At 58.4% G+C, this 18,265-nt stretch carries 16 protein-coding genes; 12 read left to right on the top strand and 4 right to left on the bottom strand.

What is annotated here, in order from left to right; genetic code table 11:
• Positions 1-15: 15 nt before the first annotated feature.
• The 12 genes from ACR0IV_RS15155 (at position 16) to ACR0IV_RS15100 (ending at position 11,832) form a co-directional block, all read left to right on the top strand.
• Positions 16-1,104 (top strand): polyamine ABC transporter substrate-binding protein, encoded by a 1,089-nt coding sequence (locus tag ACR0IV_RS15155; protein ID WP_480472032.1) that lies wholly within the window; start codon positions 16-18, stop codon positions 1,102-1,104.
• A 73-nt stretch (positions 1,105-1,177) separates the two neighbouring features.
• Positions 1,178-2,317, top strand: coding sequence for an ABC transporter ATP-binding protein (locus tag ACR0IV_RS15150; protein ID WP_480659599.1), 1,140 nt, complete (start codon positions 1,178-1,180; stop codon positions 2,315-2,317).
• A gap of 12 nt (positions 2,318-2,329) precedes the next feature.
• Complete coding sequence (locus ACR0IV_RS15145; protein WP_480472034.1) at positions 2,330-3,226, top strand: ABC transporter permease subunit; 897 nt, start codon at positions 2,330-2,332, stop codon at positions 3,224-3,226.
• Positions 3,223-4,041, top strand: coding sequence for an ABC transporter permease (locus ACR0IV_RS15140; protein ID WP_480659598.1), 819 nt, complete (start codon positions 3,223-3,225; stop codon positions 4,039-4,041). The genes ACR0IV_RS15145 and ACR0IV_RS15140 overlap by 4 nt, the downstream gene beginning before the upstream one ends.
• Positions 4,038-5,378, top strand: a complete 1,341-nt coding sequence (locus ACR0IV_RS15135; RefSeq protein ID WP_480472036.1) for a glutamine synthetase family protein — start codon at positions 4,038-4,040, stop codon at positions 5,376-5,378. The genes ACR0IV_RS15140 and ACR0IV_RS15135 overlap by 4 nt, the downstream gene beginning before the upstream one ends.
• A 166-nt stretch (positions 5,379-5,544) precedes the next feature.
• Positions 5,545-6,276 (top strand): type 1 glutamine amidotransferase, encoded by a 732-nt coding sequence (locus ACR0IV_RS15130; RefSeq protein WP_480472037.1) that lies wholly within the window; start codon positions 5,545-5,547, stop codon positions 6,274-6,276.
• A gap of 176 nt (positions 6,277-6,452) precedes the next feature.
• Complete coding sequence (locus tag ACR0IV_RS15125) at positions 6,453-7,004, top strand: TetR/AcrR family transcriptional regulator (protein WP_480659597.1); 552 nt, start codon at positions 6,453-6,455, stop codon at positions 7,002-7,004.
• 32 nt (positions 7,005-7,036) lie between these two features.
• Positions 7,037-8,140: a mandelate racemase/muconate lactonizing enzyme family protein gene (locus ACR0IV_RS15120; RefSeq protein ID WP_480659596.1), complete on the top strand. Its 1,104-nt coding sequence runs from the start codon at positions 7,037-7,039 to the stop codon at positions 8,138-8,140.
• A 10-nt stretch (positions 8,141-8,150) separates the two neighbouring features.
• Positions 8,151-9,245: an alcohol dehydrogenase family protein gene (locus tag ACR0IV_RS15115; protein ID WP_480659595.1), complete on the top strand. Its 1,095-nt coding sequence runs from the start codon at positions 8,151-8,153 to the stop codon at positions 9,243-9,245.
• Positions 9,242-10,366 carry a mandelate racemase/muconate lactonizing enzyme family protein gene (locus ACR0IV_RS15110; RefSeq protein ID WP_480659594.1) on the top strand — a complete coding sequence of 375 codons (1,125 nt, stop codon included), beginning with the start codon at positions 9,242-9,244 and terminating at the stop codon, positions 10,364-10,366. Before ACR0IV_RS15115 ends, ACR0IV_RS15110 begins: the two co-directional genes overlap by 4 nt.
• 3 nt (positions 10,367-10,369) lie before the next feature.
• Positions 10,370-11,101: an SDR family NAD(P)-dependent oxidoreductase gene (locus tag ACR0IV_RS15105; protein WP_480659593.1), complete on the top strand. Its 732-nt coding sequence runs from the start codon at positions 10,370-10,372 to the stop codon at positions 11,099-11,101.
• Positions 11,098-11,832, top strand: a complete 735-nt coding sequence (locus ACR0IV_RS15100) for an SDR family NAD(P)-dependent oxidoreductase (RefSeq protein WP_480472043.1) — start codon at positions 11,098-11,100, stop codon at positions 11,830-11,832. Before ACR0IV_RS15105 ends, ACR0IV_RS15100 begins: the two co-directional genes overlap by 4 nt.
• A gap of 10 nt (positions 11,833-11,842) precedes the next feature.
• On the opposite strand, the gene ACR0IV_RS15095 is transcribed toward ACR0IV_RS15100, so the two are convergent.
• From ACR0IV_RS15095 to ACR0IV_RS15080, 4 genes are read right to left on the bottom strand one after another with little or no spacing between them, the layout of a single operon-like run.
• The gene (locus tag ACR0IV_RS15095; protein ID WP_480659592.1) at positions 11,843-13,081 is read right to left on the bottom strand and encodes an NAD(P)/FAD-dependent oxidoreductase; all 1,239 of its coding nucleotides are present in this window, start codon (positions 13,079-13,081) and stop codon (positions 11,843-11,845) included.
• Between the two features lie 11 nt (positions 13,082-13,092).
• Positions 13,093-14,106, bottom strand: coding sequence for an Ldh family oxidoreductase (locus tag ACR0IV_RS15090; protein ID WP_480659591.1), 1,014 nt, complete (start codon positions 14,104-14,106; stop codon positions 13,093-13,095).
• 59 nt (positions 14,107-14,165) lie between these two features.
• Positions 14,166-15,686, bottom strand: coding sequence for a trimethylamine methyltransferase family protein (locus ACR0IV_RS15085; RefSeq protein ID WP_480659590.1), 1,521 nt, complete (start codon positions 15,684-15,686; stop codon positions 14,166-14,168).
• A 15-nt stretch (positions 15,687-15,701) separates the two neighbouring features.
• A complete protein-coding gene (locus tag ACR0IV_RS15080; protein WP_480659589.1) occupies positions 15,702-18,155 on the bottom strand; it encodes a GcvT family protein in 2,454 nt (817 codons plus the stop codon).
• Positions 18,156-18,265: the final 110 nt, after the last annotated feature.

Genomic DNA, 18,265 nt, shown 5'->3' with positions numbered 1-18,265 from the left:
GATGGGGAGAAAAGAATGCTAAAGCATAAGTCGAGTGCGCTGTTCGTCATTGCGGCAGTCGCAGCACAAACCGCGTGGGCGAGTGAAGTGCGCGTGTACAACTGGTCAGATTACATAGACGAAGAGCTATTGACCAAGTTCGAAGAAGAAACCGGAATAGATCTGATCTATGACGTATTTGACAGCAACGAAGTTCTGGAAACCAAGATGCTGGCCGGTGGTTCGGGTTACGATGTGGTTGTGCCAACCGGCACCTTCCTGCAACGCCAGATTCAGGCCGGCGCGTTCCAACCTCTGGACAAGTCGCAATTGTCGAACTCAGGCAATCTTTGGGATGTTATTCAGGATCGAACTTCGGGCTATGACCCGGACAATGCTCATTCGATCAACTACATGTGGGGAACCACCGGGCTTGGCGTGAATGTGGGCAAGGTCAAAGAAGTGCTGGGCGAGGATGTGGCGCTTAACAGTATGGATCTGGTCCTGAAACCCGAGAACATGGAGAAACTGGCCGAGTGCGGTGTTCATTTTCTGGACGCACCAACTGAAATCATCCCGATGACACTGCAGTACATCGGAGAAAACCCGGACAGCCATGACACCGACGTCATCGCCAAATCCGAAGAACTTCTGACCGCTGTGCGCCCTTATGTCCAAAAATTCCACAGCTCGGAATACATCAACGCGCTGGCCAATGGTGATATCTGTGTCGCCGTAGGCTGGTCGGGTGATGTCCTGCAGGCCCGTGACCGCGCCGCCGAGGCCGAAAACGGGGTTGAGATCGAATATCACCCGTTCGCCGAAGGCTCGCTGATGTGGTTCGACCAGATGGCCATCCCTGCAGATGCGCCGAACCCGGAAGCTGCGCATAAGTTCCTGAACTTCATTCTGGACGCCAACAACATGGCCGCCGCTTCGAACTACGTTTACTACGCCAACGGCAACAAAGCCTCGCAAGAGTTCCTGGAAGAGGACGTGATCGGAGACCCGGCGATCTATCCGGATGAAGCGACGATGCAGAACCTCTACATCACGACGCCCTACCCGGCGAAAACACAGCGGGTCGTGACCCGTTTGTGGACCAAGATCAAATCAGGGACCTGACTAGGGCCCGTGATCAATCCGGACCGCCCGACCCAAATCTGGGCCGGGCGGTTTCCGTAAGGAGGGACTCAGTATGAACCAACCGGCAAGCGCATCGGTCTTTGCACCCTGGACAGATGCGGATGAAACCCCACTGATTTCGTTTAAGTCGGTGACCAAGAATTTTGGCGCATTCACCGCGATCAACGACATCACACTGGATATCTACCGCAAGGAATTCTTTGCATTGCTTGGCCCTTCAGGTTGCGGCAAGACAACTCTGATGCGGATGCTGGGCGGTTTTGAAACACCCACAAAAGGTGTAATCACGATTGATGGTCAGGACATGGCCAGCATCCCCCCGAACAAGCGTGCTGTGAACATGATGTTCCAAAGCTACGCTCTTTTCCCACATCTTTCGGTCTGGGATAACATCGCGTTCGGCCTGAAACGCGACAAGATGCCAAAGGATCAGATTGCCGCGCGCGTTGAGGAGATGCTGAGCCTCGTTCAGCTTGGCAAATTTGCAAAACGAAAACCACATCAGATTTCTGGCGGTCAGAGACAGCGGGTCGCGTTGGCTCGATCGTTGGCCAAGGCGCCCAAGCTGCTTTTGCTGGACGAACCACTGGGCGCGCTGGACAAGAAACTGCGCCAGGATACCCAATTCGAACTGATGGACATTCAGGAGCAGACCGGCACCACCTTCGTGATCGTCACGCACGATCAGGAAGAAGCAATGACGGTCGCCAGTCGCATTGCAGTCATGAACCATGGCGAACTGGTGCAGGTCGAAACTCCAGATCGCATCTACGAAACTCCAAATTCGGTTTATGTGGCGGATTTCATTGGCGACGTGAACCTGATCGAAGGAAACGCCAAACCTCGAGGAGACGGCAAGACCGAGCTTCACTGGTCCGAAGGACAGGCCCCACTTGTCGCTGAATGCCCGCACGCACCCGAGCTTGAAGCCCGATGCACCTTCGCCATCCGACCCGAGAAAGTGGCGATCAGCAAAGAACGCCCGGATGGCCGCACCAATGTGGTTCAGGGCAAGGTCCATGACATTGCATATCTCGGCAATATTTCGACCTACAAGGTTGAGCTGCCCAACGGCGCAATGGTGAAAGCGCAAACAGCAAATAATCGTCGTATCGCCCGACGGGATCTCACCTGGGACGATGAGGTCTGGCTGTCCTGGACCGAAACAGCCGGCATCGTGCTGGATCGGTAACGGGGACGAGACATGAACTATAGGCGTTTGTTCCTGATTTCAGTGCCCTACATATGGCTGTTGGTGCTGTTCCTGATCCCGTTCGGGATCGTTCTTAAAATCTCCCTGTCCGATATCGCGCTCGCGATACCCCCATACACACCGACTCTGGATTTGGCGGGCGGCTGGAGCGCGATAAAAGAGTTCTTCTCGGAACTGGATTTCGAGAACTTTGTGTTCCTGACCACAGACGATCTTTATTGGAAAAGCTACCTGTCCAGCCTTCGGATCGCGGCGATATCGACCTTCCTGTGCCTGTTGATAGGCTTTCCGATTGCCTACGCGATGGCCAATGCCCCGGACGAATGGCGCCCGACCCTGATGATGCTGGTGATCCTGCCGTTCTGGACCAGCTTTCTGATCCGCGTTTATGCCTGGATGGGAATCCTGAGTCAGGAAGGGCTGCTGAATCAATTTCTGATGTGGCTGGGTATGATCGGTGAACCGCTGACGATCCTGAACACCAATTGGGCGGTCTATATCGGTATCGTCTACACCTACTGCCCGTTCATGATCCTACCAATCTATTCAACGCTGGAAAAGCTGGATGGTTCACTGCTTGAAGCCGGAGAAGACCTTGGCTGCTCGCGCACATCAGCGTTTTGGCTGATCACGGTTCCCTTATCAAAATCCGGCATCATCGCGGGATGCTTCCTCGTGTTCATCCCGGCTCTGGGTGAGTTTGTCATCCCATCGCTTCTGGGTGGATCCGGAACCCTGATGATCGGTAAGGTTCTGTTCGAAGAGTTCTTCTCGAACCGCGACTGGCCAGTGGCAAGCGCTGTGGCTGTGGTCTTGTTGCTGATCCTGATCATCCCGATCGTCCTCTATCAGCGCAACGAGCAAAAGATGATGGAGTCCGAGCAATGAGACGTTTGACATGGTTCAACGCGACCTCGCTTACGCTTGGGTTTGCATTTCTGTACCTGCCGATGATCATCCTGATCATCTACAGCTTCAATGAATCGCGGCTTGTCACCGTCTGGGGCGGATTTTCGACCAAATGGTACGGAGAGGTCTTCAGAAACGAGGCGTTCCTTGATGCTGCCATCGTGACACTAAAGGTTGCGCTCGCGTCCTCTATCGCGGCGACTGTATTGGGCACGATGGCGGCCTACGTACTGGTGCGCGGAGGGCGGTTTTTTGGACGCACCCTGTTTTCGGGCATGATCTATGCGCCGCTTGTGATGCCCGAGGTGATCACCGGACTGTCATTGCTGCTGCTCTTCATCTCGATCGGGCTGGATCGCGGTATCCTGACGATCGTTCTGGCGCACACCACATTTTCGATGTGTTACGTGTCTGTCGTTGTCAGCTCGCGTCTGGTCAGCTTTGACCGGTCCGTGGAAGAGGCGGCGCTCGATCTGGGCTGTACTCCCTTTGATGCGTTCAGATCGGTGACGCTGCCGATCATTGCCCCGGCGGTCATTTCTGGCTGGCTGCTTGCCTTGACCTTGTCGCTGGACGATCTGGTGATCGCTTCGTTCGTGGCTGGCCCGTCGTCGACCACATTGCCGATCAAGATCTTCAGCTCGGTCCGTCTGGGCGTGAGCCCCGAGATAAACGCGCTGTCGACAATTCTGATTTGCTTGGTCACCGTCGGCACGATCACTGCATCTCTTCTGAACAAACAAGCGGTCAGAAAGCGCCAGAAAGAAGAACAAATGGCGGAGCAAGCAGCATGAGTTTTGCCAAAGAATATGCAGATCATTGTCAAACTCATGGCACCCCCGACAGGATCGAATTGCTGTTATGCGACATCAATGCGGTCCTGAGAGGGAAATGGTTGCCCGGCGATGACGTGGGAAAACTGGAGAAAGGGGCCGTTCGTCTACCCCTTTCGACTTACGCACCCGCGATCATGGGCAATGAAGTCGAAAATACCGGTCTTGGCATTGAGGTCGGCGACCCCGACGGCCTTCTGACACCTGTCAAAGGCACTCTGCGTCCAGCCCCATGGCTTAACGGAAACGTGGCTCAGGTCCTGGTGGAAATGACCGATATGCAGGGAAACATCAGCCCGCATTCCCCGCGCGAGATTCTCCGCTCGGTCTGGAACCGATTTGATGAAAAAGGTTGGCGCCCGGTCGTTGCAACCGAGTTGGAGTTCTACGTCCTGCGCGCCCGCAATGAACGGTTCGAGGCACCTACCCCACCCGCTTTCAGCCCTGACGCCCAGAATTACGACATGGAACTTCTGGCGCGGCGCGAAGCGATCCTGAACGATATCCTGTCTGCCAGCGCAGCTCAGGGCTTGGCCACCGACACCCTGATCGCAGAATATGGCCCCGGCCAATTCGAGATCAACTTTCACCATACAGACGACGTATTGGAAGCAGCCGAAACCGCGATCCTGTTCCGCCGTTTGGTACGCGGTGTTGTCGCCAGCCACGGGTTCGAGGCCACCTTTATGGCCAAGCCCTATCTGGATTACCCCGGTAATGGGATGCATGTGCATGCGTCGGTCGTGGACAAGGGCGGCAACAACATCTTCACGCCGGGCGACGGGGAACAAATTTCGCAGACCCTGCGCAACGCTGTGGCAGGTGTGGTGGACAGCATGCGCGACCTGCAGGCCATCTTTGCGCCTCATGGCAATTCCTATCGCCGGTTCCGCCCCAACAGCTTCGCCCCGGCGGCACCTGACTGGGGTCTGGACAACCGGGCTGCCTCGGTCCGCCTACCCGAAACCAACGGCCCGAGCGCGCGTCTGGAGCATCGGATCAGCGGCGCGGACACAAACCCCTACCTCGCTATGGCCGCCATTCTGGGTGGCATGATGCATGGTCTTGAGAATGCGCCTGCCTTGCAGCGCCCACTGGATGACCCCGAATGCGTGCCGGCCAATCCGCTGGATCATGACTGGCTATCCGCAGTTGCACGTTTCGAGGCCTCATCAATTGCGCAGGACATATTTGGCGATTATCGCAATCTCTACGCGACCGTGAAACGGAATGAGATCGCTGCCATTCAGGATCCCATCACACCCGCAGAATATACCTATTACCTCAGCCGGTTGTAACCACGCGACTGTTTGCAGAGATGCGATGCAGCGCAGATATTGAACGCGGCCCCCAAGCCCCAGATGTAATGATTCTACCCTTTCGAAAATTTGAACCGGAACACTTTCAACCTGCGATGTTCACGCTGATCTATGCATGGTATGGGCTGCCGGTCAGGAGAGTATGATGAGCGATCACAGAATTCGCATTGGTATCCTTGAAACCGGCCGACCGCCCGAAACGCTGGCCCCGGTACATGGCGACTATCCCGGCATGGTGCAGCAATGGCTTGGCGATGTGGATGCCGAATTCATTTCTTATGCCGTTCTGGACGAGGAATTTCCTGCCAGCCCGGCAGAGGCCGATCTCTGGGTGATCACCGGATCAAAGTTCGGCGCCTATGAGGATCACGCCTGGATCCCGCCGCTGGAAGAGTTCATTCGCAATACGCGCGACGCTGGCAGGTTGATGTTCGGCATTTGCTTCGGCCACCAGATCATCGCGCAGGCCTTGGGTGGTGTGGTACGCAAATCCAACAAAGGTTGGGGCCTTGGTGTGCACGAATATCCGACCACCGCCGATTGGCCGACCGAACTGGGCGAGGCACCCAATAAGATTGCCATCCAAGCCTATCATCAGGATCAAGTCGAAGAGAAACCCGAAGGTGCGGTGACCATCGCATCAACCGAATTCTGCGAAAACGGCGCGCTGTGGTATCCCGGCTTTGCCGTGACTGTGCAGGGCCATCCGGAATTCGCAAAAGCTTACGCCAGCGATCTGCTGGAGACCCGGCGCGGCACTGTTCTCACGGATGAAGAAGCCGATAAGGGTCAACGCAATATGGCGATTGAAGACAACCGCTCAATGCTGGCCGGTGTGGTGCGTGATTATCTGTTGAAGCAAAAAACACCAGCCTGACGATACAAGTCTGAAACGCCAAGCGACGATATTGCGTACGTTCTGAAAGACCGACCGCATCGCGCTGCCGAGCCCAGAAAACCTGCCGTGTTGCAGCGGTTCTCTTGTCGGTCGCGTAGAGATCCGTGTCGCAATTCTTCAAGTCAACGGTAGAGCGATCACTCTACCATGATCTCATGAACGACACACAGCATCAGATCGCGGAAAACCTGGACCGACAGTTCTCTGAGATGGGCTTTGCGACGCAAGGTGTAGAAGCGCTGCGCGAAGGTGCAAACGTTTCACTGCGGACGCTTTACAAATATTTCCCCAGCCGCGAGGCGATGGTGATCGGCGCGCTGAAGCACAGGGACGCGACCTATTCTGATTGGATCGGTCAGGACAATGCAACTGGTGCCGAACATGTCCTGCATGTCCTCGTTCGACTGTCGGATTGGCTGCATGAGATTTCGAACACCGGCTGTCTGTTTCGCAACGCACTGGCGGCCTATCCCGAAAGCCAGGCAATCCGGGCGGCAGTCGAAACGCACAAGGCGCATGTCCGCGACATGTTCCGCGCACGGCTGTCACGAGTCGCACCAGATTGCGATATCGAGGCCCTGTCCGAAGCTCTGTTTATTCTGCACGAAGGGCTGACTGAAGGCGCCCGATTGCTTGGCGTCGAACCCGCAACCACTGCCACGATGCGCTGCGCTCGTGCGCTGCTGACCTCTGCCGATATTAGATAGACCGGCACCCGGACAAGGACAAAGGAACCGACGTGAAGATCAAGGAAATCTACATCTACGCACATGATCTGCCGGTGAAGAACGGTCCATACACCATGGCCAATGCCGAGGTCTGGGCTCTGGACACCACGCTGGTCAAACTGGTGGCCGAGGATGGAACCTCTGGCTGGGGTGAGACCTGTCCAGTAGGTCCCACCTATGCCGAGGCGCATGCGGGCGGGGCCCGCGCCGCTCTGACAGAGATGGCCAGAGGTTTGATCGGAGCTGACCTTTGGCCGGCTGCGCTGCATCACCGGATGAACGGGCTGCTGAATGGGCACAACTATGCCAAAGCGGCCATCGACATTGCCGCCCACGACCTGATCGGCAAAAGACTGGGCGTCAATGTCGCCGACCTGCTGGGCGGGGCGCAGACAGATCGGGTACCATCCTACTACGCTACGGGCGTAGGCGCGCCAGACGATATCGCAGGTCTCGCCAAAGAGAAGCTGGCCGAGGGCTATCCCCGCCTGCAAATCAAGGTCGGCGGACGCCCCGTCGAGATCGATATCGAAACCATCCGCAAAGTCTGGGAAGTCATCGGCGGAACCGGTATGCGCCTTGCCGTGGATGGCAACCGGGGCTGGACCACCCGCGACGCCCTGCGCGTCAGCCGGGAATGCCCCGACATCCCGTTCATCATGGAACAACCCTGCAACACCTATCAGGACCTGCAGAAAATCCGCCCGCAAGTCACCCATGGCATCTATATGGATGAAAACAGCGTTGACCTGAACACTGTGATCTCTGCCGCCGGAACAGGGCTGGTCGACGGGTTTGGCATGAAGGTGACACGCATAGGTGGCCTGCAACATATGCGAACGTTCCGGGATATCTGCGAAGCCCGCAACCTGCCACATACCTGCGATGACAGCTGGGGCGGCGACATCATCGCGGCTGCCTGCACTCAGATTGCAGCAACTGTTCGCCCCACCCTGATGGAAGGCGCATGGCTCGCCGCACCTTATATCGAAGGCAACTATGATCCCGAAAACGGCATCTCCATTGTAGGCGGCCATATTCAGTGCCCGACTGGACCGGGCCTGGGCATCATCCCGGATGAGACCAAATTCGGCACGCCAGTCGCTTCGTTCTAAGGAGAGCTTCATGATCCCCGAAACCATGCACGCCGTCCTGTTGACCGGTCATGGCGGTATCGAGATGCTAGACTACCGGTCCGACATACCCGTCCCGCAACCCGGTCTCGGTGAGGTCCTGATCCGGGTCGCAGCAGCGGGTGTGAACAATACAGACATCAACACCCGGATCGGCTGGTACTCCAAGGCGGTGACCGAGGATACAAACACAGGCGGGGCCTCGGGCTTTGACACGGTTGATGATAGCGACGCCAGTTGGTCCGGCACGCCCCTGACCTTTCCCCGCATTCAAGGCGCGGATATCTGCGGCTATGTCGCCGCGGTTGGAGAAGGTGTAGATCCCGCTCGCATCGGTGAGCGCGTGATCGTGCGGAACATGCTGCGAACCTACGTGGATTACCGTCCATACGAGTGCTGGACCCTCGGCAGCGAATGCGACGGCGGCTTTGCCCAGTTCTGTGTGGCACCTGCGCCGGAAACCCATGCGCTGAACTGTGACTGGGACGATGTGGAACTGGCCGCAATCCCCTGCGCCTATTCCACCGCCGAAGGAATGCTGCATCGTGCAGGTGTTGGGGCAGAAACTGTTCTGATCACCGGCGCTTCGGGTGGTGTGGGTTCGGCTGCCGTGCAACTGGCAAAGCGACGCGGCGCACAGGTAGTTGCGCTGTGCTCGGCTGCGAAGGCCGAAGCGGTGCGGGCGCTGGGGGCTGATCGTATCCTGGATCGCAATGCCGATCTGGTGGCGGAACTGGGTGAGAGATCAATTGACGTGGCCATTGATCTGGTGGCCGGTCCACAATGGCCCAGCCTGCTGGACGTTTTGCGCCGAGGCGGGCGCTATGCCACGGCCGGAGCCATTGCAGGTCCCATCTGCGAGATCGACGTGCGCACGCTTTATCTAAAGGATCTTACGCTCTTTGGCTGTACCTTTCAGGAAGACATCGTGTTCGAAAACCTCGTGAAATACATCGAAGCCGGAGAAATTCGCCCCGTCGTTGCCAAGACCTATCCGCTGCGCAACGTCGCTGAGGCTCAGGAAGATTTTCTGGCCAAGAAGCACACTGGGCAACTGGTGCTGATCCCGCCGCAGGTGACGTCATGAAGATAAAAACGATCGAGCTTTTTGAACTGCACCTGCCCTATACGGGCGGCTCGTACGAGCTGTCCGGCGGGCGCATCTATACTGGGTTTGATAGTGTTATCGTCTGCATCACAGCGGATGACGGCACCGAGGGTTGGGGCGAGTCCACCCCCTTTGGCCCCAACTACATCGCTGCACATGCGCGCGGCGCCCGCGCCGGTATCGAAGAAATCGTGCCCTACCTGATCGGACGCGATCCGCGCGATGTGGACCGGATCAACGACGCGATGGACGAGGCCCTGCTGGGGCACAATCACGCGAAATCGGCGATCGATCTGGCCTGCTGGGATCTGTTCGGAAAATCGGTCGGCTTGCCGGTCTATAAATTGCTGGGCGGTGCGACAGGAAATCGGTTGCCCGTGATCAGCTCAATCTATGCGGGCACGCCCGAAGATATGCGCACCCGTGTCGCCGAGCATCGGGCGATGGGTTATATGGGCCATTCGGTCAAAGTGGGCGCGCTGGATTCCGAAGGGGGCCCGGCAATAGATGCGGAACGCATTGCGGCCGCGCTGGCAGATCGCCAGCCCGGCGAGTACTTTATCGTGGATGCCAATGGTGGCCTGATCCCCGAAACAGCATTGCGGATGTTACGTGCGCTTCCGAACGGGCTGGATTTCGTGCTGGAGGCCCCCTGTGCCACATGGCGCGAGACCGTGTCTTTGCGCCAGCGCTGCAATGTTCCGATCATTCTGGACGAGCTGGCGCAGGACGACGGCGATATTGCCAAGCTGGTCGCGCTGGACGTGGCCGATGGCATCGGGCTGAAAATCTCTAAGGCGGGAGGCCTGACCCATGCGCGCCGCCAGCGTGATATCTGCCGCGCAGCTGGGTTGACGATCAGCGTACAGGACACCGTGGGATCGACGCTCTCTGCCGCGTCGATCTTCCACATGGGTGCGACCGTCCCTGAACGCCTGCTGCGCTGTGTGCTGGACCCGCGTGATATGGTGACAATCCGGACCGGAGCTTTCGACGCCCCTATCCAAAACGGTGGCGTCCTGCCGCCTGATTTGCCGGGCCTCGGCGTGACGATGCACCGGGACCTGCTGGGACAAGCCGCTGCAAGCTGGGAGGAGTAAGACGTGTTTCAGGGTAAGAAAGCGCTGGTCACTGGTGCGGCCGGTGGCATTGGGCAAGCCATCGTCAAACAGCTGCGTGCACAGGGTGCGCAGGTGGCAGTCGCCGACCGGTCAACTGACGGCATTGAAGCGGATGCCCATCTGCCCGGCGATCTGCTGGAACCAACCTATTGCGACCAACTGGCCAACAACGCACGTCAGGCTTTGGGCGGGCTGGATATCGTCATCAACAATGCCGGCGTGATCACGCGGGGGTCCGTCACCGAGACCTCGGACGCGGATTGGGCGCTGTCCACGGGCGTGAATGTCGAAGCTCCGTTCCGGATCTGCCGCGCCGCCATCCCATTGATGGCTGAGACGGGCGGCGGGGCCATCGTCAACACTGCATCGTGCTGGGGTGGCAAGGCTCCGGGGCCGAACCATGCGCTCTATTGTATGACCAAGGCAGCGATTGCCTCGCTGACCGAATGCATGGGGATGGACCACGCGCATCAGGGTATTCGCATCAACGCCGTCTGCCCGAATGAGGTGAACACACCAATGCTGCGCTCGGGCTTCGCCAAACGTGGGTTCGACCCCGACGAGGCGGTGACTGAGCTGGGCAAGACCGTTCCTTTGGGACGGATTGCCGAACCTGAGGACATCGCGGATGTTGTTCTGTTCCTCGCTTCAGATGCGGCGCGCTATATGTGCGGCACGCTGGTCGAGGTCAATGGCGGGAAGCCGGTTGCATGAGGCGCTTTGACGGCAAGGTAGCTCTGGTCACAGGTGGCCGCTCCGGGATCGGGCAAGCCATCGCGGTTCGGTTGGCCGAGGAAGGTGCGCGCGTGATTACGGCGCAACGCGGCAACGATGACAGGTTCGAGGGGATCGCAGCCGACTTCACCGACCCCAACTCTCCCGGTCAGGTGGTGGTAGAGGTGATCGCTCGCACAGGGCAACTGGATGTTCTGATCAACAACGCGGGGATGATGCAAGAGGCCTGCGTCGAGGATATGAGCCTGGAAGACTGGCAGAGAACCTTGACCGTCAACCTGACTACACCATTCCTGATGATCCGGGCTGCCCTGCCCCATCTGCGGAAGACGCGGGGCAGCATTGTCAATACCGGGTCCATCGAAGGGCTAGGCAGCAATCCCGGCCACGCGGCTTATTGCGCCTCGAAAGCAGGGTTGCACGGGCTAACGCGCGCCGTTGCCATCGATCATGGGCATGAGGGCATCCGATGCAATGCCATCGCCCCGGGATGGATCGATACCGATCTGAATCTCGACTTTATCGACTCCATGCCCGACCCAAAGGCATTTCGCCGCGACATCGGAAAAATCCATCCGGTTGCCCGGACCGGAAAACCCGAAGAGGTCGCTGCGCTGGCTGCGTTCCTCGCAGCAGATGAAAGCGGATTTATTACCGGCCAAATCTACACGGTCGACGGCGGACGCATGGCAAAGCTGAGCCTGCCCTGATCGCGGGCATTCAGAACCTATCGGGGCTAAACGCCTGAAGGTCGATCCCCGGCCTCCGACCCGCGATCTCATCCGCAACCAGACGCCCGGTTGTTGCGCCCAGGGTCAGCCCCAACTGGCCATGTCCGGTGGCGAAGGTGACGTTCGCCAATCGTCCGCTGCGCCCGATAATGGGTCGTGTATCCGGTGTGAACGGGCGACGACCCATGCGACGTTCGGCATTTTCGGCTCTAAGGCCCGGAAGCACGCGTTTCGCACGCTTGACCAGAATATCTGCGCGGTTCCAATTTGGTTTCGCTGTCAGCTCGGCAAATTCGATGGTTCCGGCCACGGCCAGCGCATCCTCATAAGGCGTAATACCGAAACCGCCCTTGGCGTAAAAAACTGTGTGCGCCAGATCGCAGCCAGTATCGCGCAGCGCGGTGGAATAGCCGATAACGCCTTCCAGCTGGATCGAAATACCCAGTTGCTGCGCCAGATGACGCGAATGCGTGCCCGCCGCGAGGACAAACTCATCCGCTTGCACGGCTTGGCCATCGCGAAGTTTTACGGCTTTAACCGTTCGGCCCTCGCGCTGAAAAGTCTCTGCCGCGCCATATGCAACCGTGCCGCCGCGGCTGACAAAGACCCGATGCAGCGCTTCGACTAGCTTCTTCGGATCGGTCACGAAACTCCAGTCACGCAACAGGGCAGCGTATTTGAAATCAGGAGCGATGGCGGGATCAATGTCATGAGCCTCGCGGCCTGAAACCTCATCTATCGTGCACCCCAACTCTCGTGCCAGATCGAAAGCCGCTGCCATGGTCGCGCGATCGGTATCATCGTCAAACAGCTTGATCACCGGTCGCTCAACCAGAAGTTCTGGCTGACCGATATCTGCCAGCTGAGCCTTGAAATCATCGGTGGCGGCAAAGGTCAGGCGCGCCAAATCCGCCGCGATAGCCCGCATCTTAGCGGGGCGCGCATTGGCAGCGAAACGAGCAAACCATGGCAGCAGACGAAAAGTTGAAGCCGGACGCAGGGCCAATGGCCCCTCTGGGTGCAGCAACCAGCCGGGGACTTTCATGAGCATGCCCGGTTGGGACAAAGGCACAATTTCACCAACAGCAATGCACCCGCACGACGCCCAACTGGCCCCTTCACCGACCGGCCCGGGTTCAACAACCGTGACCGCATGCCCCTGCGATTGCAGCGCCAAAGCACAGGAAATGCCCACGACGCCACCGCCGATTACCACGATGCCCGTCATTTCGTAGCCCTTTACTGCAGCGCATCCAGTTGAGATAGCAATTCGGTGCTGACGCGAACGCCCTCGGCTTCTGATGCAGCACGGTTCTTCAACCGTCCATCGCCGGGCACTCGGGCCGCGCCGTTGCCTTCAATCTCGGCGCAGATACGCTTGACGTAGTCGTCAAACGCTGCGTTCCCGAACCGTTTCGGGTCAATGGCAATCAAGGTGGATCCGCCCTTGATATTCAGCGCTCCGTGCGCTTCGCGATCTGCGTTATCGACCGACAGAGTGCCCCCTGCCAAGGCTGCTCCCATAACCTCGATCAAGAAGGCAATGGCGGCCCCTTTATGCTCACCAAATGGCAACAGGCTACGGGTTTCGAGGATGGCGTTCGGATCGGTGCTGGGTTGGCCTTCGGGGTCGAGCCCGGCTGCGCGCGGCAGGTCGTGCCCTTCGGCCGCGGCCAGTTTGATATCCATCAGCGCCACCATCGACGAAGCCTGATCCCACACCACCGGTTCAGCGCCATCACGCGGGCATGCAAAGGACATCGGGTTGGTCCCAAAGACCGGGCGCACGCCACCCTGAGGAACCACCATGGACAGAGAGTTCACGACGCCCAAAGCGACCAACCCCGCCTCGGCCAGCGGACCCGTATCAAAGCGCAGCGCGCCCAGGTGATGGCAATTGGCACAAGTAAATGCGGCGATCCCGTTTTCGCGTGCCATTGCTACCAGCTCATTCTGCGCCGCCAATGCGGCAACTTGATAGAACCCATTGTCGCCGTCGCCACGCAACACGCCTGGCGCAATGCGGCTAATAGTCGGCGCCGCCGCCGGATTGGCGTAGCCGGATGATAGATATTGCACATAAACCGGCAGCAGGCGCAATCCATGGCTGCGCGGGCCGTCGCGTTCTGACATCCGCAGAAGATCTGCAATAACTTCAGTGCTGTGCGCATCCAAGCCCGCCCTCAGAAGTACAGATTTAGCCAATTCCTTGACCTCTTCGAGTGAGAGCGTTTTCGTCGAGATTCCCGTCATTCGCTGAATCCTGTTCTTGTGTGGCTGAAAGAGGCGCCAATGCGCCCCTTTTTATAGCGTCACGCGCTGTATTCCGCACGTTTTCTGGCGACAAACTCGTCCAGTGCCCCTCGTTGATCGTCCGGCATCGGGGGTTGAACATAGTTTCTCAGCATGCGCTCTGCTTCTTCTGTGCCAACAATCTCAGCAGTTTTCGAGCCCTCAGCCTCCCACTGTTCAAAACTGTCGTTGTTTTGCAGATGGTTCATATGCATCGGATTTTCGCGCGTGTGGTCGGTTCCCAAAAAGTGCCCGCCGGGCCCGATCTGATCAATATCGCCTAGAAGCGCATCCAGATTCTCATCCTGCAAGCCGCTAAAGAAGCGGTGGAAGTTTTCCAGCTGCAGCGCGTCCTGCACCCATTTGGAATAACTTACGCCCAGCGCGCCCTCAAGGAATCCTGCTGAATGGACAATATAGTTCGCGCCGCCCAGCAGCACCGGCCACATGGTGTTCGCGGTGTCAAACGCGGCTTGCATGTCCGGTGACTTCGATCCGGTCCACATCGTACAGGTTCGCCAGGGCACCCCGTAGAACCGTGCCATCTGCCCCACCAGTAGATTCATCAAACCGGGTTCGGGTGAGCCCATCATCGGCGCACCTGTCTTCATCGACACACCCATGATCGCGACACCAAGCACCATCGGAGCTCCGCGCCGTATGATCTGGCTATAAGCCATGCCCGCCAGAGATTCCGCAATCAGCAGCGCCACACCCCCCTGCGGGCTTGCAGGTGTGCTGGCCCCGGCCAGAACAAAGGGCGACAGCAGACAGGGCTGGTTGGCCGCCGCATAGACACGCAGGCTCTGCAACATGGTCTCATCCCAGACCAGAGGCGTGTTGCAATTCAACAGGGCGGCCATCACAATGTTCTCGTCCACGAAATCCGCGCCGAACACGATGCGTGCCATCTCAACTGAATCGCGCGCCGCCTGCTCTGACAGGACCGAGCCTTTGATCGGCTTGTCTGTCAGCGTCAGCGCGGCGTGAACAAGCTCCAGATGGCGTTGCGGCACTGGAACATCCTGCGGCTCCACCGGCAGAATACCGGGCACCATCATCGACTGGCTCATCTGGCTGAGCTTGAAGAAGTTATGGGCATCTTCCAGCACCGAGGGACGGCGCACGCCGTCCAGACCATAGACGAATGGCGCACCATACGCGTTGGCGAACACCGAATGCTGATTACCAACCCGCAATGAGCGATCCGGGTTGCGCGCAGCATAGCCCCATTCCGACGGAACGGCCGAAATCAGATCCATCAACATCTCACGTCCGATACGAACGCGTTCGCCTTGCACATCGGCACCGTATTTCTTCCAGTCAGCCAAGGCGACGGGATCGCGGAACTCGATGCCGGTGGTTTCCAGGATCGTCATCGCAGCGTTGTGGATCTTCTCGACGCCTTCGGGGCCGAGCAGATCAATCGGGCCAACCTTGCGGTTCAGCGTCGACAAGTAGACCGGAGGCGGGTTGGTGCGGGCCTGAACCCGTGCCGCGCGCCCTCCGCCACGGCCTGAGCGTGCTCTTGCTTCTGCCATTTCAAATCCTCCGGATCAGGCGCGCGCACGGGCGCTGGTGGGGTCAACGGCGCAGGTGTCGATCACTTCTGCCTCGCGCATTTCATTGTGAATCAGCACCTGCATCCTGGTGCCGGGCGCCGTCATATCCTGCGGCACCAGCGCCATCGCGATGTCATGGTTGCAATAATACGAGAACCCACCAGAAGTGACCCGCCCGATGAGCTTGCCATCGGCATAAACGCCTTCGTCGAACATCACCGAGGTGTCGCAGAACGGCAGCTTCAGCGTGACCAAGGTATTGTATCCACCCTCTTCCTGCTGTTTCTGTAGCGCCGCTTTGCCAATGAAGTCCCGTTCACAAACCTGCCCGCCAACCTTTTCGGTCATGGCCACGAACCGGCCCAATTCTGCCTCGTATGGCGTCAGATCCTTGCAGATCTCACGGTTGATCGCGCGATAGGATTTCTCAAGGCGCATCGACTCCAATGCCTCGAGGCCAAATGGCTTCACGCCCGCCTTCAGCAACAGATCAACAAGATGGCGGTTATATCCGACCGGATGGTGCAATTCCCATCCCAACTCACCGGTGTACGAGACACGCAACAGGTGCACACCCTTGGCATAACCCACCTCTCCCATCTGTGCCGAAAGCCACGGGAAAGCCTCGTTCGACAGATCGTTGTCGGTCAGGGGCTGCAGGATCTCACGTATCTTGGGTCCGGCCAGAGCGATCACGCCCAGTTGCTCCGAGATATCTTCCATGATGACCGAGCCATCTTTGGGCAACAAACGCTGCATCTGATCCCAGTTATAGGCGCGCCAATTCGGGGTAGAGATCAGATAGAAGTCATCCTCGGCATACCGCACAACGGTATACTCCGCATCCATGCCGCCTTTTTCATTCAGCATCAGCGACAGGGTCATGCGGCCCACTTTGGGCAGCTTGTTAGCCATCAAACTGTCCAACCATTTAGCGGCCCCCGGCCCGCGTACGGTGAATTTGGTCATCGGGGACATTTCGATGAACCCAGCCTCTTCGCGCGTGCGGCGCACCTCTTCCTGCACCAGTTCCATATGGTTGGTGCGTCGGAAGCTGTGTTCAGGGATTGCCTCTTCGGGCGATTTGGCAAACCAGCGCGGGAATTCGTAGCCATTGAAACTGGTCCAGACCGCGCCCTGAGCAGTCAGAAGATCATAGCTGCCTACAGTCTTCATCGGACGCGCATTAGGAAAATCCTCACCCGGTACGTGCGCATCCATGTGCGTGCCCCAGGTCTCGCGCACCTTATCCATGGTCCATCGTTTCGACGCGTAGTCCGAGAACCGGCGCGGATCGAGTTCCGACATGTCCATACCCGGATCGCCATCGACGATCCACTTGGCAAGACGGTTGCCGACGGTGCCGCCCCACAGGATGCCGCCGGGCATGCCTTCGGCCAGCCACAGGTTCTCGTGCCCTGGTGCGGGACCAGCCAGAGGCAACTCGTCCGGGGTCATCTGGAACGGACCACGGGTGTTGGCCTTGATTCCGACCTCTCCCAAAGTGGGTACGCGTTCGATGGCGCGCTCCCACTGGGTTTCCACTGCATCGAAATCTTCGGGCAGCAGATCAGCGCCGAACTCAGGCGGCACGCGGTCTTCGGCAAACAGCTTGAGGTCTTTGGTGAACTCATAGGGGCCGAACTGAATGCCGCCCACATCTTCGCGCAGATAAGCGCCGTAATCCTCATCCCGCAGGATCGGGAATTCAGGCAGACCCTGCGCCCTGCGCTCTTTCAGTAGCGGCACAGTCTCGGTCGTCCAGTACTGATGGACAATCGGGATACAGGGCAGATCCAGCCCCACGCGGCGCGCATTTTCGCGGGCGTAATTCCCGGTCGCAAAGATCAGATGCTCACACGTGATCTCGCCCTGATCGGTGGTCACTTTCCAATGACCATTCTCAAGCTTCTCATAAGCCTGAGCCTCGGTATTCTGGTAGACAGTCGCCCCCGCATCACGCGCCAGCTTGGCCAGCGCCATGGTGATATCGGCCGGGTTCACATAGCCGTCCTCGGTGTGCAAAATTCCGCCTCGAATATCCGGGCTCTGGTTCAGCAGCGGATGCACCTCGGCGATCTCTTCCGGGGTCAGCAGCTTGCAGGGCACCCCAGCGGCTTCGGCGATCGAGATATAGGACTGGAACTCATCCCAGCGCTTCTCGGTATTGGCCACTCGCAGCTGGCCGACCTTCCGCAGCCCGACCGAGCTGCCCATCTTCTCTTCAACCTCGGTATAGATGCGGATGGTTTCCATCGTCATCTTCGACACGTTGTGCGAGCGCACGAAAGTCACAAGCAAACCGGCCGCGTGCCATGTCGAACCAGAGGTCAGCGTAGTCCGCTCCAGCATAACTGCGTCCGAGCATCCATGCTCGGTCAGCCCATAGAGGATCGAGGCCCCGACGCACCCGCCTCCGACAACCACCACTTTGGCATGTGATTTCATTTTGTTTTCCTTCAAAAGCTCTTTGGCAACGCCGGTGTCACCACAGGTTTGGTTTCTGCACAGGAATCGTCAGGCACAGTTCCACAACGCCCTTTGTGAATCGGCCTTAT

It is taken from the genome of Ruegeria sp. C2 (assembly GCF_056537765.1).
Note: the sequence above shows the minus strand (reverse complement) of the source record. Positions and strands in the feature narration are given on the sequence as shown.

Coding starts and splice junctions, on each gene's coding strand:
- ACR0IV_RS15155 (WP_480472032.1), top strand. CDS start 16: ATGCTAAAGCATAAGTCGAGTGCGCTGTTCGTCATTGCGGCAGTCGCA.
- ACR0IV_RS15150 (WP_480659599.1), top strand. CDS start 1,178: ATGAACCAACCGGCAAGCGCATCGGTCTTTGCACCCTGGACAGATGCG.
- ACR0IV_RS15145 (WP_480472034.1), top strand. CDS start 2,330: ATGAACTATAGGCGTTTGTTCCTGATTTCAGTGCCCTACATATGGCTG.
- ACR0IV_RS15140 (WP_480659598.1), top strand. CDS start 3,223: ATGAGACGTTTGACATGGTTCAACGCGACCTCGCTTACGCTTGGGTTT.
- ACR0IV_RS15135 (WP_480472036.1), top strand. CDS start 4,038: ATGAGTTTTGCCAAAGAATATGCAGATCATTGTCAAACTCATGGCACC.
- ACR0IV_RS15130 (WP_480472037.1), top strand. CDS start 5,545: ATGAGCGATCACAGAATTCGCATTGGTATCCTTGAAACCGGCCGACCG.
- ACR0IV_RS15125 (WP_480659597.1), top strand. CDS start 6,453: ATGAACGACACACAGCATCAGATCGCGGAAAACCTGGACCGACAGTTC.
- ACR0IV_RS15115 (WP_480659595.1), top strand. CDS start 8,151: ATGATCCCCGAAACCATGCACGCCGTCCTGTTGACCGGTCATGGCGGT.
- ACR0IV_RS15110 (WP_480659594.1), top strand. CDS start 9,242: ATGAAGATAAAAACGATCGAGCTTTTTGAACTGCACCTGCCCTATACG.
- ACR0IV_RS15100 (WP_480472043.1), top strand. CDS start 11,098: ATGAGGCGCTTTGACGGCAAGGTAGCTCTGGTCACAGGTGGCCGCTCC.
- ACR0IV_RS15095 (WP_480659592.1), bottom strand. CDS start 13,081: ATGACGGGCATCGTGGTAATCGGCGGTGGCGTCGTGGGCATTTCCTGT.
- ACR0IV_RS15090 (WP_480659591.1), bottom strand. CDS start 14,106: ATGACGGGAATCTCGACGAAAACGCTCTCACTCGAAGAGGTCAAGGAA.
- ACR0IV_RS15085 (WP_480659590.1), bottom strand. CDS start 15,686: ATGGCAGAAGCAAGAGCACGCTCAGGCCGTGGCGGAGGGCGCGCGGCA.
- ACR0IV_RS15080 (WP_480659589.1), bottom strand. CDS start 18,155: ATGAAATCACATGCCAAAGTGGTGGTTGTCGGAGGCGGGTGCGTCGGG.